Origin of the sequence: Rhodococcus sp. 05-2255-1e (genome assembly GCF_002259025.1) — a bacterium.
Taxonomy (GTDB): Bacteria; Actinomycetota; Actinomycetes; order Mycobacteriales; family Mycobacteriaceae; genus Rhodococcoides; species Rhodococcoides fascians.
Genome location: NZ_NOZE01000028.1, coordinates 160,417 through 174,728 on the forward strand (window position 1 = coordinate 160,417; position 14,312 = coordinate 174,728).

Genomic DNA, 14,312 nt, shown 5'->3' on the forward strand with positions numbered 1-14,312 from the left:
GTGGATGAAATCTGGGGATGACGGCCACATCGGTGTATCGCTACACGATTCTGCGTACCGGCCCGCGATGTCCGTCGCCGGGCTCGGTATGGCGAGACGCCTTCGGGGGACGACTCCGCTTGGCGCGGTACAGGTCTGCGTCTGCAGCGCGGTATATTTCACCCCACCGGCGGCCGGCAGGCATACACGCCAGACCGACGCTCCACTCGGCTCGATGGGATCGACGCAAGCCGTCGATGACCTGCCAGGCTTCGGCCTCGAGAACCCCTGGCATGAACAGGACGAATTCGTCTCCGCCGAGCCGGCCCAGAACATCCCGTTTCGTCAGTTGCCCCTTCCACGCCTTCGAGACGCGAGTGAGCAACACGTCGCCGGCAATGTGGCCGTACTCGTCGTTGATCTCCTTGAAGTTGTCGAGATCGAGCACCGCCAGACTGACCGTCAGACCACGAGCGGCGCACGCGGGCAACATCTTCTCGATCTTCGACTCGAAACCGAATCGATTGAGCAGGCCCGTCAACGCGTCATGAGTGGCCGAATACCGCATTCGACGCGCGAACACCCCGAACACTTCCGTTGCGCCGACGATGCCCAGGGCGACCAGAATGTAGCTGATGAAGGGCGTGCCATAAGGGGCGACAGCGGAACCCACGACCGCAGACACGGCCAGCACCGCAACCCATATTCCAGCGTCGCGCTCGGACCAGAACGCACCGATGTGCATGCCGAGGAACATCGCCGCTTGCACACAGATCAAGAACGCGGGCATCGTGTTACTACTGCCCAATGCACAGGCAAGCGCGCCCACAGACAGAGCGGTAGCGGTGCCGACCGCATGCTTGGGACTCGGCGCTCCTGCCCGGGCGAGAACAACGATCGCCGCCGGCCCCAGAACCACTGCGAGCGCGGCGAAGAGCTGCTGCGGGCCGGACAGGTCCGACCACGATGCAATGCCGTTCGCGATGTAGAGAACCGTGGTCACCGCGGCAAAAACCGCCAGCATTCGGCCGGACTCGTCGAACCTGAATCTTCTCACCAGCAGACACCGTCGACTACGCGTGACGCCTCACCGAGGCACGCAACGAACCGGACACCACCGCTCACGCGATTCCCCCCAGGCACCATCGGCCCTCCCCACGCACTACGACCATCGCCTCATCGGGCCCACCCGTGACCGGACTCTAACACCTCCGAGCTTCGATCACGACCCGCAGCAGCGATTCCGTAGCAGGTCAGGACGCTTTCTCGGCCCGCGCTGCCTCCCGCGCCAACAGGCGATCGCGCGATTCCTCGAACTTCGTCGCCTTCGCCTCGAGATCCTGGACGAATGCGGCCAGACGATCGCGATCGCGTTCGCCCTCACCACTGAAGTCGTTGCGCTCGAAGATGTTCCATTTCCGCAGCACCGGCATCAGCACCTCGTCCAGATGCTGGCGGAGATCGTAGATCCCGTGTTTCGCCAGGATCATGGCGTTCTTGCGGAAGTTCGGCATGTTCAGTCCCGGCATCTGAAAGTCCGTCGCGACATCGGCGATGGCCCGGACCATCTGGTCCGGGACCAGGTCGAGCGACGCCTCGCCCAGGTTCCGGTAGAAAATCATGTGCAAATTCTCGTCGGCGGCCACCCGGGCCAGCATTCGATCGGCGATCGGGTCACCACAGGCCAGACCCGTGTTGCGGTGGGACACGCGCGTGGCGAGCTCCTGGAACGTCACGTACGCCACCGAATGCAAGAAGTTGGAGCCGTCCATCGGGGCATCGACACCGACCGTCATGTGGTGCATCCGAGCCCGCTCCAGCTCGACCGGGTCGACGGCGCGTGTGACGACCAGATAGTCGCGCATCACGATCCCGTGACGGTTCTCCTCCGCGGTCCAGCGGCCCACCCAGGTGCCCCAGGCTCCGTCCAACGAGAAGTTGTCGGCCAGACCGCGGTGGTACGACGGCAAATTGTCTTCGGTCAACAGATTGGTGATCATCGCTGTGCGAGCCAACTCCGACAACGACGACTGCTCCAGCGACCAGTCCTCTCCGCCCATCGCCGCAAAATTGCGACCCAGATCCCACGGCACGTAATCATGCGGATGCCACTCCTTCGCCATCGACAGATGGCGATTCAGGTTGGCTTCCAACGTGCCGTCGAGTTCGGTCAACAGCTCTTCATGATCGAGAACACGCGTCATCTGTGGGGCTCCTCCGAGAAATATGAGACGCCCGAACCGAAGACCGATCCGAGACGCCGAGATCGAACGACGGCACACCCCCCTGCGGTGCGCCGTCGCGACCTGTCCCGTCGATCCGAGAACCGACGCTGCTGTACCCGAAGAACGCTAGGGACCGCGGACGTGATGCGAAACGAATCCAACAATGATCTGGATATCTGGGCACCGATCTCGACAGCGGTTGGTCCGAGTCACAACAGTGGTCGACGCATCCCTGCCACTCGGCCGGGACTCGATGTCACGTTCGGTGGACTTTTCGGGGGTCAATGTCACATCTAGTGGACTTGGGGTGAGCGACAGTCGAGTGCAGACACGAAAAAGGACGCCCATCGGAATGGACGTCCTTTTGATTGTGGAGCCTAGGAGATTCGAACTCCTGACATCTGCCTTGCAAAGGCAGCGCTCTACCAACTGAGCTAAGGCCCCGGGTGTTGCTGTCGAACGTGCACGAACTTTACACGTTCTCTCCGAGCGATTGTCACCCGGTGGAGATGCTGTGCCAGACGCCTTCCGAGCTGCGCGTGGAGCGCACCTTCGATACTGTCAGCACTGCGATCACCACCGATGCAACAAGAAGAAGGATTTTCACGTCCTGCCTCTTTTCGTTCGTTCGGTGTGGGCCTAGGAGGACTTGAACCTCCGACCTCTTCCTTATCAGGGAAGCGCTCTAACCGCCTGAGCTATAGGCCCTCGATACTGCTTCGGGCCGAAGAATTGCTCTCCTCGAACCGAGGGATGAGATTACCGTATCGGGCCGCTGTCTTCCAAAACGGCCCGATACGGCAGTCGTTCGTGCTGGTCAGTCGCGATCTGCCAGCGTCACTTCGACACCGCCGACCAGGTCCGACGACAGGTTGTAGATGAAGGCGCCGATCGTGGTGAGTGCGGTGAACAGTACGACATTGATCACACCGATCACTGCCGCGTAGCCGAACACCTGGCCGGCGCTGACGAGTCCGCCGTCGCCGGATTCGTTGACGATCTCGGTGAAGGCACTGTTGAGTCGGTCCCACACACCCATGCCGTCGAGCACGGCGTACAGCAGGCCGACGGCCACCATCCACACGAAGAACAGCGACACAGCGATGACCAGTGCGATCTTGAGCGTCGACCAAGGATCGATCTTACGAATCTGGATCGTCGCCCGCAGAGGATCGCCGTCCGCGCTGGGTACCGCCGTGATGGCGGTGGGGGCTGCGCGATCGGCTGCCGTCGGCTCGGGATGCCGGGTGGCGGACAGATCCGGCATGTCCTTCGCCAGATCCTTGCGCTCGATGTGCCGAGTCGGTCCGTCGATCACGGCCGCCTTCGACCGCGCTGCCTCGCGTCGTTCGGTCTTGTCCTCGCCCGATTCACGCTGGCCCGATTCGCGCTGGCCCGGCGCTGCCGAGGCGGCTGCAGCTGCCGCTGTCGAACGATCGAACTCACCTGTTGCCGGCAGCGCGGTGCCGCGTCCGGACAGGTTCGTCTGAGGTTGGTTCTGGGGCTGTTGACGGTCGTCGGGCCCCTGCTGTGCCGGACGCTGGCCGGGGCCGCGCTGCCAGGGCGGAGTGCCGGAACCGCCCTGCGGGCCGTCTCCGCGTTGAGTCGGTATCGCCTGGGTCGGTGCCGGACCCTTCGACTCGGCTGACCCCTCGGCGACAGGAGCAGCGGCATTGGCGGGACGCGGCGGCGATGCGGGACCGGACGGTCCCTGACCCTGCGGCGGCTGGCCGTTGGCGGGGCGACCGCCGTCGGCGTTTGCGGTACCCGTCTCACCGGGCCGACCGTTGGCCGCCTGTGGCGGGCGAGACTGAGCCGGCCCCTGCGGTGCCGGTCCCTGCTGAGGTGCTCGCGGCGGCGGTCCCTGAGGTGCCGGCTGACCCTGAGAACCCGGCTGACCCTGCGGTGCCGGTGGGCGCTGCGGCGGCGGTCCCTGCGTCGGACGAGGCGGGCCGGCCGGACCACCCTGTGTCGGGCGTGCCGGTGGCCGAGCACCCTGCTGCGGTGCCGGTCCTCGCCCGGCCGCGGGTGCCGGACGCGTCGCCGGCTGGGGGCGACTTCCCGGTCGGGCACCTTCGGGGGGTGCCGGACGCGATGGCTGCTCGGTCTGCGCAGCGTCCCTGCTGTCCGGTCCACCCGTGGGGCCGGGCCTGCTGCCAGGCCGGTTGGGAGTGCTCACTTACGACTCCTTCGGTGCATCGTCTTCGGGACCTGCTGCGTCCGGTTCGATCTCGTCGGCGTTGCGCGCTATCGCGAGCAGTGTGTCGCCTTCACCGAGATTCATCAACCGCACGCCCTTGGTCTGTCGGCCGGCTTTCCGAACCTGCTTGGCAGCGGTTCGGATGACGCCACCACTGGACGTGATGGCGTACAGCTCGTCCTCGTCGTCGACGATGAGAGCTCCCACCAGCGTGCCACGCTTGGGGTCGTACTGGATTGTCAGTACTCCCTTTCCGCCGCGGCCCTGCTGCGGGTAGTCCTCCATCGCGGTGCGCTTGGAATAACCGCCCGACGTCGCCACCAGCAAGAACTTGTTCTCGCTGACCACGTTGAGCGAGAGCAGCTCGTCTTCGCCGTTGAAGCGCATGCCCTGGACACCGGAGGTGGCGCGGCCCATGGGTCGCAGTACCTCGTCGGTGGCCGAGAATCGGATCGATTGGCCCTGAGCCGAGACGAGCAGCAGGTCGTCGTCGGACGACGCCAGAACTGCCCCGACCAACTCGTCCTCACCGCGGAGGTTGACAGCCACGATGCCGCCGCTGCGGTTGGAGTCGAAGTCGGTCAGACGCGACTTCTTGACCAGACCGCCCTTGGTGGCGAGCACCAGGTAGGGAGCATCTTCGTAGGTCTTGATCTGGATGACCTGCGCGATGCGTTCGTCGGGCTGGAACGCCAGCAGGTTCGCGACGTGCTGTCCGCGCGCTGTGCGGTTGGCCTCGGGCAGCTCGTACGCCTTGGCCCGGTAGACGCGTCCCTTGGTGGTGAAGAACAGGATCCAGTCGTGCGTCGAGCAGACGAAGAACTTGCTGACGATGTCGTCCTGCTTGAGGCCCGCTCCCTGCACGCCCTTGCCGCCGCGCTTCTGCGACCGGTACAGATCGGTTCTGGTGCGCTTGGCGTATCCGGTCTCGGTGATCGTGACGACCACGTTCTCCCGGGCGATCAGATCTTCGTCGTTGACGTCGCCGTCGGAAGCGATGATGCGCGTGCGACGGTCGTCGCCGAACTTCTCGACGATCTCGGCCAGTTCGTCTCGCACGATCTGACGCTGACGCTCCGGCTTGGCCAGGATGTCCTGCAGGTCGGCGATGGTGCGTTCGAGTTCGGCCAACTCGTCGATGATCTTCTGGCGCTCGAGGGCTGCGAGGCGCCGCAGCTGCATGTCGAGAATTGCCTGCGCCTGGATCTCGTCGATGTCGAGGAGATCGATCAAGCCCTGCTTGGCGAGATCGACCGTCTGCGACGCACGGATGAGGGCGATGACCTCGTCCAACGCGTCGAGCGCCTTCACGAGACCGCGCAGAATGTGGGCCCGCTCCTCGGCTCTGCGCAGGCGGTACCGCGTACGACGAACGATCACGTCGAGTTGGTGAGTGACGTAGTACCGGATCATCTGATCGAGCCGCAGGGTGCGCGGCACGCCGTCGACGATCGAGAGCATGTTGGCACCGAAGCTGGTCTGCAGCTGCGAGTGCTTGTAGAGGTTGTTGAGCACGACCTTGGCTACGGCGTCGCGCTTGATCGTCACGACAATGCGCATACCGACGCGGTCCGAGGACTCGTCGTCGATCTTCGAGATACCGGACAACTTGCCGTCGCGGACCTGCTCGGCGATCGAGGTGATCAGGTTGTCCGGGTTGACCTGGAAAGGCAGTTCGGTGATGACGATCGTCGTGCGACCGTTGGAGTCTTCCTCGATCTCGACGACGCCGCGCATGCGGATGGAACCGCGGCCGGTCGAGTACGCATCCTGAATTCCCTGGCCGCCGACGATGAGTCCGTGGGTGGGGAAGTCGGGACCCTTGACGCGTTCCATGCAAGCCGCGAGAGTCGCTTCCTCGTCGGCCTCGAAGTTGTCGAGGGCCCAGAACACCGCGTCGCCGAGTTCACGCAGGTTGTGCGGCGGAATGTTGGTGGCCATACCGACGGCGATACCGTTGGAGCCGTTCATCAACAGGTTCGGCACACGCGACGGAAGTACCGTCGGCTCTTGGGTTTTGCCGTCGTAGTTGGGGATGAAGTCGACGGTTTCCTCGTCGATGTCGCGCAGCATCTCCATCGCGAGCGGGGTCAGGCGCGCTTCGGTGTATCGCATGGCGGCGGCGCCGTCGTTGCCGCGGGAGCCGAAGTTGCCCTGGCCGTCGACCAGTGGGTACCGCATCGACCACGGCTGAGCCAGACGCACGAGCGCGTCGTAGATCGAGGTGTCGCCGTGGGGGTGGTAGTTACCCATCGTTTCGGCAACGGGCCGTGCGGATTTCACGTAGCTACGGTCGGGACGGAAGCCCGAGTCGTACATCGCGTACAGCACACGTCGGTGCACCGGCTTGAGACCGTCGCGGACCTCGGGGAGCGCGCGGCCGACGATGACGCTCATCGCGTAATCGATGTAGCTGCGCTGCATTTCCTGCTGGATGTCGACCGGATCGATCCGGTCGCCGCCCTCGGCGTTGGTGGTCGAGCCCGGCGGGGGTCCGACCGGCGGTTCGGTGATGTCAGACATAGAAGATCTCCTCGAAAACGGTCGTCGGACGCACCGACACTGAGTGCGGTGCGTCCGAGAAACGACTAAACGTCAAGAAAGCGAACATCTTTCGCGTTACGCGCGATGAAGCTTCGGCGGGCGGACACGTCCTCGCCCATCAGGACGCTGAACAGTTCGTCCGCGGCCGCGGCATCGTCGAGAGTGACCAGACGAAGAACTCGCACTGCCGGGTCCATCGTGGTTTCCCACAGCTCCTTGGCGTTCATCTCGCCGAGGCCTTTGTAGCGCTGGACTCCGTCCTCGACGTTGATCTTGCGCTTGTTGGCCAGACCGGCCTCGAGCAGACCGTCGCGCTCGCGGTCGGAGTACGCGAAATCCGGTTCACCGCGGCTCCACTTGAGCTTGTACAGCGGCGGCATGGCCAGGTAGACGTGGCCGTTCTCGATCAGCGGTCGCATGAACCGGAACAACAGGGTCATCAGCAGGGTGGAGATGTGCTGGCCGTCGACGTCGGCGTCGGCCATCAGCACGATCTTGTGATAGCGCAGTTTGGCGATGTCGAACTCGTCGTGAATGCCGGTGCCGAACGCGGTGATGATCGACTGGACCTCGTTGTTCTTGAGGACGCGGTCGATGCGGGCCTTCTCGACGTTGATGATCTTTCCGCGCAGCGGCAGGATCGCCTGGAACATCGAGTCACGGCCGGACTTGGCCGAGCCGCCGGCGGAGTCGCCCTCCACGATGTAGATCTCGGACTTGCTCGGATCGTTCGAGCGGCAGTCTGCGAGCTTGCCGGGCAGACCACCGATATCGGTTGCGCTCTTGCGCCGCACCAACTCTCGCGCCTTACGTGCGGCCATGCGGGCCTGCGCGGACGAGACCGCCTTGTTGATGATGGTCTTGGCATCGGCCGGGTTGGACTCGAACCAGTGCGAGAGGTGCTCGTTGCACGCCTTCTGCACGAACGACCGAATCTCGGTGTTGCCGAGCTTGGTCTTGGTCTGTCCCTCGAACTGGGGCTCCCCGACTCGCACCGAGATGACGGCGGCGAGGCCTTCACGGATGTCGTCGCCGGTGAGCTTGACGTCCTTTTCCTTGACCAGTTTCTTCTCGATGGCGTACTTGTTGACCGTCGACGTCAGCGCGGTACGGAAACCCTCTTCGTGGGTACCGCCCTCGTGCGTGTTGATCGTGTTGGCGAAGGTGTGCACCGATTCGGAGTAACCGGCGTTCCACTGCATGGCGATCTCGACCTCGTGGCCCTCACCCTTGCCGGTGAAGCCGACGACCGAGTTGTGAATCGCGGTCTTGGTGCGGTTGATGTGCTTGACGAAGTCCACGAGACCGTCGGGGTAGTGGTACGTCCGCTTGCGCACCTTGGCCGGCTTCGCCGCTGCGGCGTCGGCCTGCTCTTCCTCGGCGGTTTTCGGTGCCTCGGCGGTCTCGCCGAGTTCTTCCTCGGTCGCGTCGGTGGCCGCCACTCGCTCGTCCGTGAAGTTGATGGTCAGTCCCTTGTTGAGGAACGCCATCTCCTGCAGGCGACGGTGCACGGTCTCGAAGCTGTAATCGAGTGTCTCGAAGATCTTGCCGTCGGCCCAGAACCGCACCGTGGTGCCGGTCTCCGTGGTGTCGCCGACGGTCTCGAGTGGGCCGGGCTTGGCGTAATCGTACGTCTGCTTGTACCGGTGACCGTCACGCGCGATCTGCAGTTCGACCTTGGTCGAGAGTGCGTTCACGACGGAGATACCGACGCCGTGCAGACCGCCGGAGACGGCGTAGGAGTCGGAGTCGAACTTGCCTCCGGCGTGCAGCTGGGTCATGACGACCTCGACGGTGGGAACACCGGAAGAGTGCATGGCGACGGGGATGCCGCGGCCGTCGTCCTTGACCTCGACGCTGCCGTCTTCGTGGATGGTGACGTCGACGGTGGAGGCGTAGCCGGCCATGGCCTCGTCGACGGAGTTGTCGACGACCTCCCAGATCAGGTGGTGCAGGCCTCGTTCACCGGTGGAACCGATGTACATACCGGGCCTCTTACGGACTGCTTCCAGGCCCTCGAGGACCGTGATGGAAGAAGCGCCGTAATCCTTGCTGTTCTCACTGTTACCTGACTTCTGGGCAGCCACGGTTAGCTGGTTCTCCTTCTACGCGTCCACTACCCCGCTCACACCTGATGTAGGTGCTACCGCAGGGTCGGCACGGTCGTTTCCGCCGTGCTCGGTCCATGCGTTTGTTCCGGGCTTGATGTCGTACCGGTCCATAGTACTGGGTGGCTGCGACAGCATGGGCACGATGACACCCCTAAAAGGCCCCTGATTGCTTCACAGGCGCATTTTCTCGACATCGGCCGACAAAGATGAAGGGTAAAACCGGCGATTCGGCTACAGATCGAGGACGATCCGTTCTCCGTCCGACCGCGAGACACAGATCAACATCTCGTGCCGCTGCTCCTCGGTCGTCAACCGATTCTCTCGATGCTGCGGTGTTCCGCTGAGCACTCGCACCCGGCACGTGCCGCAGAAACCCTGCTGACACGAGTACGCGACATCCGGCCTGATGCGTCGAATGGCATGCAGCGCAGTCTCTTCCGCACCGACCGACAGAATTTCGCCGGAATCGACGAGCTGCACCTCGAATTCCGTCCCGTTCTTCACCGGCGGCGGTGAGAAGCGCTCGAAGTGCAGATGCGTGGCCGGGAGGGCGTCGAACGAGGCGCGAACGAGGTCGATCATCGGCGGCGGACCACATACGTAGACCGAACCGCCGGGGGCCGTCGATCCCAACAGATCCATGCTCGACGGCATGCCGTCCACGTCGTCGGTGCGCACGGTGACCCGGGCGGGATCCCAGCCCTCGATCTCGTCGAGAAACGGCATCGACTCGCGGGAGCGGCCGCAGTAGACGAGGTACCAGTCCATGCCCAGATCGCGGGCACGGCGCACCATCGAGATGATCGCGGTGATGCCGATTCCACCGGCGACGAATACTGCCTGTTCGGACGGTACGAACGGAAACCCGTTGCGCGGCCCCCTGATCGACACCGCAGTGCCGACCGTCAGCGCGTGCATCTCCGGAGATCCGCCGCCGCCGTCCGGCACGAGTCGTACTGCGATCGAGTACGTGTCGTCGCTGGGCAATCCGCACAGGGAGTACTGCCGACGCCGACCGGAGGGAAGGTAGAAATCCAAGTGCATTCCCGGTGCCCACGCCGGCAGAGCCGACCCGTCGGCGGCGGCGAAGGTCAGCTGGACGACCTGTTCGTCGATGCACAGAACGTCACGGGAGACCAGTGTCAGTTCTCGGGTACGAGCGACGGGAGGCGCCGCGAACGAGGCGTCGTATTCACCGTTGTCGAGGAGGGCGAACCACTTGTCCAGTGCATCGGTGACCAGCGACACCGTCTGATCCGGCTCGTCACGCCCGTACAGATTCTGTGGAATCGTGCGGCCTACTCGGAACGAGTCGACCTTTCGAGCCATCGCGTCGAGCCTGCTCCGCAACGTGCGTTTGGTCATCGATCAGCGGACCGCGCCGCCGGCGAGGTGGCGAGATACTGCACGGCCTGGGCCGTCGAGCCTTCCTGAGACGGGTGATATGTGCTCTTGAAGTACCGCAGGGACGCCTTGACCATGGACATCGGCGTCGGAAACAGACCGGACTTGGCGACGCGTCGGAATTCACGGAACGACGGCGTGCGCTCCTTCGGCGACAGATGCGCCAACGTCGGATCCTGGCTCATGAGGTATCGCACGCCGCGCGTCCAGAACCAGACGAGAGTGGGTGCAATGACCACGTAGGTACGGATACGCCGGGCCGGCCGAACGTCGAAGTAGCGCATCACCTCGTACGCCACCGAACGATGCTCCACTTCTTCGGCGCCGTGCCACCGCAACAGATCTAGCATGACCGGATCGACGTCGGCTTCGTCGAGCTCGCGCGCGTTGAGAACCCAGTCGCCGAGGAACGCGGTCAGATGCTCGGCGGCCGCGATCAAGGCCAGCCGCTCCACCAGGCTGTTCTGACCGTGGCCCGAGCGATTGCCGAGTGCGCGTCCGAACAGGAACTTCATCTGGTCGACGTACGGATCGACATCGATGCCGTGGGCCCGAAGCTGATCGTGGACCTCGGTGTGGGCCTGCGCATGCATGGCTTCCTGGCCGATGAAGCCGATCACGTCGTCGCGCAACTGATCGTCGTGGATGAGCGGCAACGCCTCTTTGAACGTCCGCACGAACCACTCCTCGCCCTCGGGCAGAAGCAGGTGCATCACGTTGATCAGATGGGTGGCCAGGGGATTGCCGTCCATATAGTGCAGCGGCAGAGTTTCCCAATCGAATTCGACGTTCCGAGCGTGCAGAACCACTCTGTCTTCGGGGGTCCCATCGACGTCGACCGCCGTTGTCGACGCCTTCTTCGTAGGTGCAGACACAACTTCTCCTCGTCCGATGGCCGCATGGAACAGTATTCGGTCCCCCGACCGTTGCGTGTCCCGAATCACGCTACGCATACCAACTGTCTCACAGCAACACTGCCCCCAACATCTGTTGAGGATCACCTGGACCAGGGGCTACGTCGAACGCGCATTGGGAACAGTCACTATCCGTAGGTGTCCCGCGGACCACGACCTTTGACATGGCGCTCGCCTTTTCGCCAGCTCTGCGTCGTCGGCCCGGTGATCCGAAGCGACGTCACCACACCGTGGCCCACCGCCGCCGCGATCTTCGCCAGAATCTGCGACTGCATCAGTCGGAGCTGCGTCGCCCACGCAGTCGACTCGGCGGAGATACTGAGCACTCCGTCCTTGAGGCCGGTGGGGTCGGCGTGTGCCGAGATGTCCTCACCGACGACGCTGGGCCACCGCCCCAGCACGGCACCCTCGGATACCTTGGCCGACCAACCACGCTTGGACGCGATCGAATTGGCCAGTGCTCCGAACGCCTGCGGATCTCGATCGTCGGGGCCCGCCCCCGACCAACCCCGTCGTCGACGCCCCCGCAATGCCCGGACACCCCCGGTCGGTGACGAACGACCTTGACCGACCGACTTTCCGCTCGCCTTGGCTGCCGCCCGGGCATCTTCGAGCGCCCGACGAGCAAGGTCGACGCCCTTCAACTCCGGCTGCTCATCCGGTGCCGGTGAATTCGTGTCGTCGCTCATGACACCTCACTCTCCGACGTCGACAGCTCGGTGATGGTCGAAATACGGCCTGCTGCACCGGAATCGGATCCCTGACGTGCCTCGACACCGTAGCGTCGTGCATCGAGTTCGAGTGGCACGTCCTCGGGAACCGCGGCGGTGATCAGTACCTGTTCCGCGTCGGCCGCGACCGCCGCCAGGGCCGTGCGCCGCTTGCGGTCGAGCTCGGCGAACACGTCGTCGAGCATCAGAACGGGGTCGGTCCCGTCCTCGCGCAGCAGCGAAAAGGAGCCGAGCCGAAGAGAGAGTGCATACGACCACGATTCACCGTGGCTGGCAAAGCCTTTGGTGGGTCGGTCGCCGAGCATCAATTCCAGATCGTCTCGATGGGGCCCGACCAGACACACCCCACGTTCGATCTCTCGCTGCCTCATCACCGAAAGCTGGTGTAGGAAAGCAGCTTCCAGCACGTCGACGTCGTCGGACTCCGGTGCTCGGCCGGCATCGGAGAATTCCGGCGGCAGTGCCTCGGCGAGACTGCAGCGATAGGACAACGTGGCGAGCCGCGATTCCGGCGCGATCGACTCGTAGGCCTGCTGCACGAAGGGCATCAGCTCGTGGACCAAAGATATTCTGGCCGACAGCAATCGGGCACCGTGGGCAGCAAGATGGCCGTCCCAGACATCGAGCGTGGCCAGAGCGCTCGAGCCGTCGGTGGACGACGAGCCACGGCGCAACGCCCCGCTGGCGGTCTTGAGCAGTGCCGACCGCTGACGCAGCACCTTGTCGTAATCTGCACGCACAGCAGCCATTCGAGGAATTCTGGTGGTGAGCAGCTCGTCCACATACCGCCGGCGCTCACTCGGGTCGCCGCGCACCAGAGACAGGTCCTCGGGTGCGAACAACACACTCTGGAGCACACCCAGAATCTCTCGTGGCCGACGCAGCGGAGACCTGTTCATCCTCGCCTTGTTCGCCTTGCCCTCGAGCAGTTCGACGTCGATGATCAACTCACGTCCGTGGTTGACCACGGCGCTCCCGACGAACGCGGTGGACGCACCTGCCCTGATCATGGGCGCATCGGTCGAGACCCGGTGCGAGGACAGCGTCGACAGATAACCGAGTGATTCCAGCAGGTTGGTCTTACCGTGTCCGTTGGGCCCGACGAACACGGTCGATCCCGGGCCCAGGTCGACGATGACGTCGTCCCAGGACCGGAAATCGTGAAGTTGCAAAGACCGGACGAACACTTACTCGGTGTTCTTCGGCGCGGGTGCGCGCAGTGTCTCGTCCGCATCCGCCTTCTTGACGGCGTGCCCGCCGAACTGGTTCCGCAACGCCGACACTGCCTTCATGGCAGGCGAATCTTCTTGTCGCGAAGCGAATCTCGCGAACAGAGCTGCGGAGATGACCGGAGCGGGTACGGCATGCCGAATGGCCTCCTCGACGGTCCAGCGACCCTCGCCGGAGTCCTCGGTGTACCCCGAGATCTCACTGAACTCCGGATCCTGACCGAGTGCCTCGACCAACAGATCGAGCAGCCACGACCGCACGACGGTGCCCTTGCTCCAGGCCCGCAGGACGCCCTGCACGTCCTGCACCAATTCTTCGGCCTCGAGGATTTCGTAGCCCTCGGCGTACGCCTGCATCAGACCGTATTCGATGCCGTTGTGCACCATCTTCGAGTAATGCCCGGCACCGACAGGACCGGCGTGGACGAAACCGTCCGCGCGCTCCCCTTCCGGACGCAGGGCGTCGAAGATCGGCATAGCGCGTGCAACGTGCTCGTCATCTCCGCCGACCATCAGGCCGTAGCCGTTCTTCAATCCCCAGACACCGCCCGAAACTCCGGCATCGATGTACCCGATTCCCTTGGCGTCCAACAGTTCTGCGTTGGGCTTGTCATCGGTGAAACGCGAGTTTCCACCGTCGATCACCAGGTCGCCCGGTTCGAGAACATCCCCGAGCCCGGTGATGGTGTCCCGGGTGATCTGGCCGGAGGGCACCATCACCCACACCACCCGGGGAGCGGTGAGGGACTCCGCGAGACCGGCGAGTGACGGGGTGTCCGTCACCTCGGGCCTCGGGTCGTAACCGATGACCTCGTGGCCGTGCTCGCGCAGCCGCTCGCGCATGTTGAAGCCCATTTTTCCGAGACCGACCAAGCCCAGCTGCATGAGGAAGCGTCCTTGTCTGTGTCAGGTGTAAATCCGGTCGAGCGGGAGTGGAGTCGGCGGAACGACTCGTACGATCCCGCAGCGTCAACA

At 64.0% G+C, this 14,312-nt stretch carries 10 protein-coding genes and 2 tRNA genes; all 12 read right to left on the reverse strand.

The features are described 5' to 3' along the window. Positions 1-40: 40 nt before the first annotated feature. The 12 genes from CH262_RS18010 to gnd all read right to left on the reverse strand — a co-directional run bounded on the left by CH262_RS18010 (position 41) and on the right by gnd (position 14,222). Complete coding sequence (locus CH262_RS18010) at positions 41-1,036, reverse strand: GGDEF domain-containing protein (protein ID WP_256988865.1); 996 nt, start codon at positions 1,034-1,036, stop codon at positions 41-43. Positions 1,037-1,232: 196 nt separating this feature from the next. Then, positions 1,233-2,183 carry an acyl-ACP desaturase gene (locus tag CH262_RS18015; RefSeq protein ID WP_032367964.1) on the reverse strand — a complete coding sequence of 317 codons (951 nt, stop codon included), beginning with the start codon at positions 2,181-2,183 and terminating at the stop codon, positions 1,233-1,235. Positions 2,184-2,575: 392 nt separating this feature from the next. After that, positions 2,576-2,648 (reverse strand) — tRNA-Ala (locus CH262_RS18020). 190 nt (positions 2,649-2,838) lie between these two features. Continuing rightward, positions 2,839-2,912, reverse strand: a tRNA-Ile gene (locus CH262_RS18025). 109 nt (positions 2,913-3,021) lie between these two features. Then, a complete protein-coding gene (locus tag CH262_RS27695; RefSeq protein WP_179275035.1) occupies positions 3,022-4,383 on the reverse strand; it encodes a DUF3566 domain-containing protein in 1,362 nt (453 codons plus the stop codon). Then, positions 4,384-6,927, reverse strand: a complete 2,544-nt coding sequence (gene gyrA / locus CH262_RS18035) for a DNA gyrase subunit A (protein ID WP_094718089.1) — start codon at positions 6,925-6,927, stop codon at positions 4,384-4,386. Between the two features lie 65 nt (positions 6,928-6,992). Beyond that, a complete protein-coding gene (gene gyrB / locus CH262_RS18040) occupies positions 6,993-9,035 on the reverse strand; it encodes a DNA topoisomerase (ATP-hydrolyzing) subunit B (RefSeq protein ID WP_094718090.1) in 2,043 nt (680 codons plus the stop codon). Positions 9,036-9,290: 255 nt separating this feature from the next. Next, positions 9,291-10,388: a PDR/VanB family oxidoreductase gene (locus tag CH262_RS18045; protein WP_373453790.1), complete on the reverse strand. Its 1,098-nt coding sequence runs from the start codon at positions 10,386-10,388 to the stop codon at positions 9,291-9,293. Positions 10,389-10,420: 32 nt separating this feature from the next. Next, complete coding sequence (locus CH262_RS18050) at positions 10,421-11,338, reverse strand: metal-dependent hydrolase (RefSeq protein ID WP_032371404.1); 918 nt, start codon at positions 11,336-11,338, stop codon at positions 10,421-10,423. 167 nt (positions 11,339-11,505) lie between these two features. Then, complete coding sequence (locus tag CH262_RS18055) at positions 11,506-12,066, reverse strand: DUF721 family protein (protein ID WP_027494996.1); 561 nt, start codon at positions 12,064-12,066, stop codon at positions 11,506-11,508. Next, entirely contained in the window at positions 12,063-13,295 is a 1,233-nt protein-coding gene (gene recF / locus CH262_RS18060; protein WP_094718092.1) for a DNA replication/repair protein RecF, read from the reverse strand. The genes CH262_RS18055 and recF overlap by 4 nt, the downstream gene beginning before the upstream one ends. Then, a complete protein-coding gene (gene gnd, locus CH262_RS18065; protein ID WP_027494998.1) occupies positions 13,296-14,222 on the reverse strand; it encodes a phosphogluconate dehydrogenase (NAD(+)-dependent, decarboxylating) in 927 nt (308 codons plus the stop codon). It lies immediately after the preceding gene. Positions 14,223-14,312 lie beyond the last annotated feature (90 nt).

Coding starts and splice junctions, on each gene's coding strand:
- CH262_RS18015 (WP_032367964.1), bottom strand. CDS start 2,183: ATGACGCGTGTTCTCGATCATGAAGAGCTGTTGACCGAACTCGACGGC.
- gyrA (WP_094718089.1), bottom strand. CDS start 6,927: ATGTCTGACATCACCGAACCGCCGGTCGGACCCCCGCCGGGCTCGACC.
- CH262_RS18045 (WP_373453790.1), bottom strand. CDS start 10,388: ATGGCTCGAAAGGTCGACTCGTTCCGAGTAGGCCGCACGATTCCACAG.
- CH262_RS18055 (WP_027494996.1), bottom strand. CDS start 12,066: ATGAGCGACGACACGAATTCACCGGCACCGGATGAGCAGCCGGAGTTG.
- gnd (WP_027494998.1), bottom strand. CDS start 14,222: ATGCAGCTGGGCTTGGTCGGTCTCGGAAAAATGGGCTTCAACATGCGC.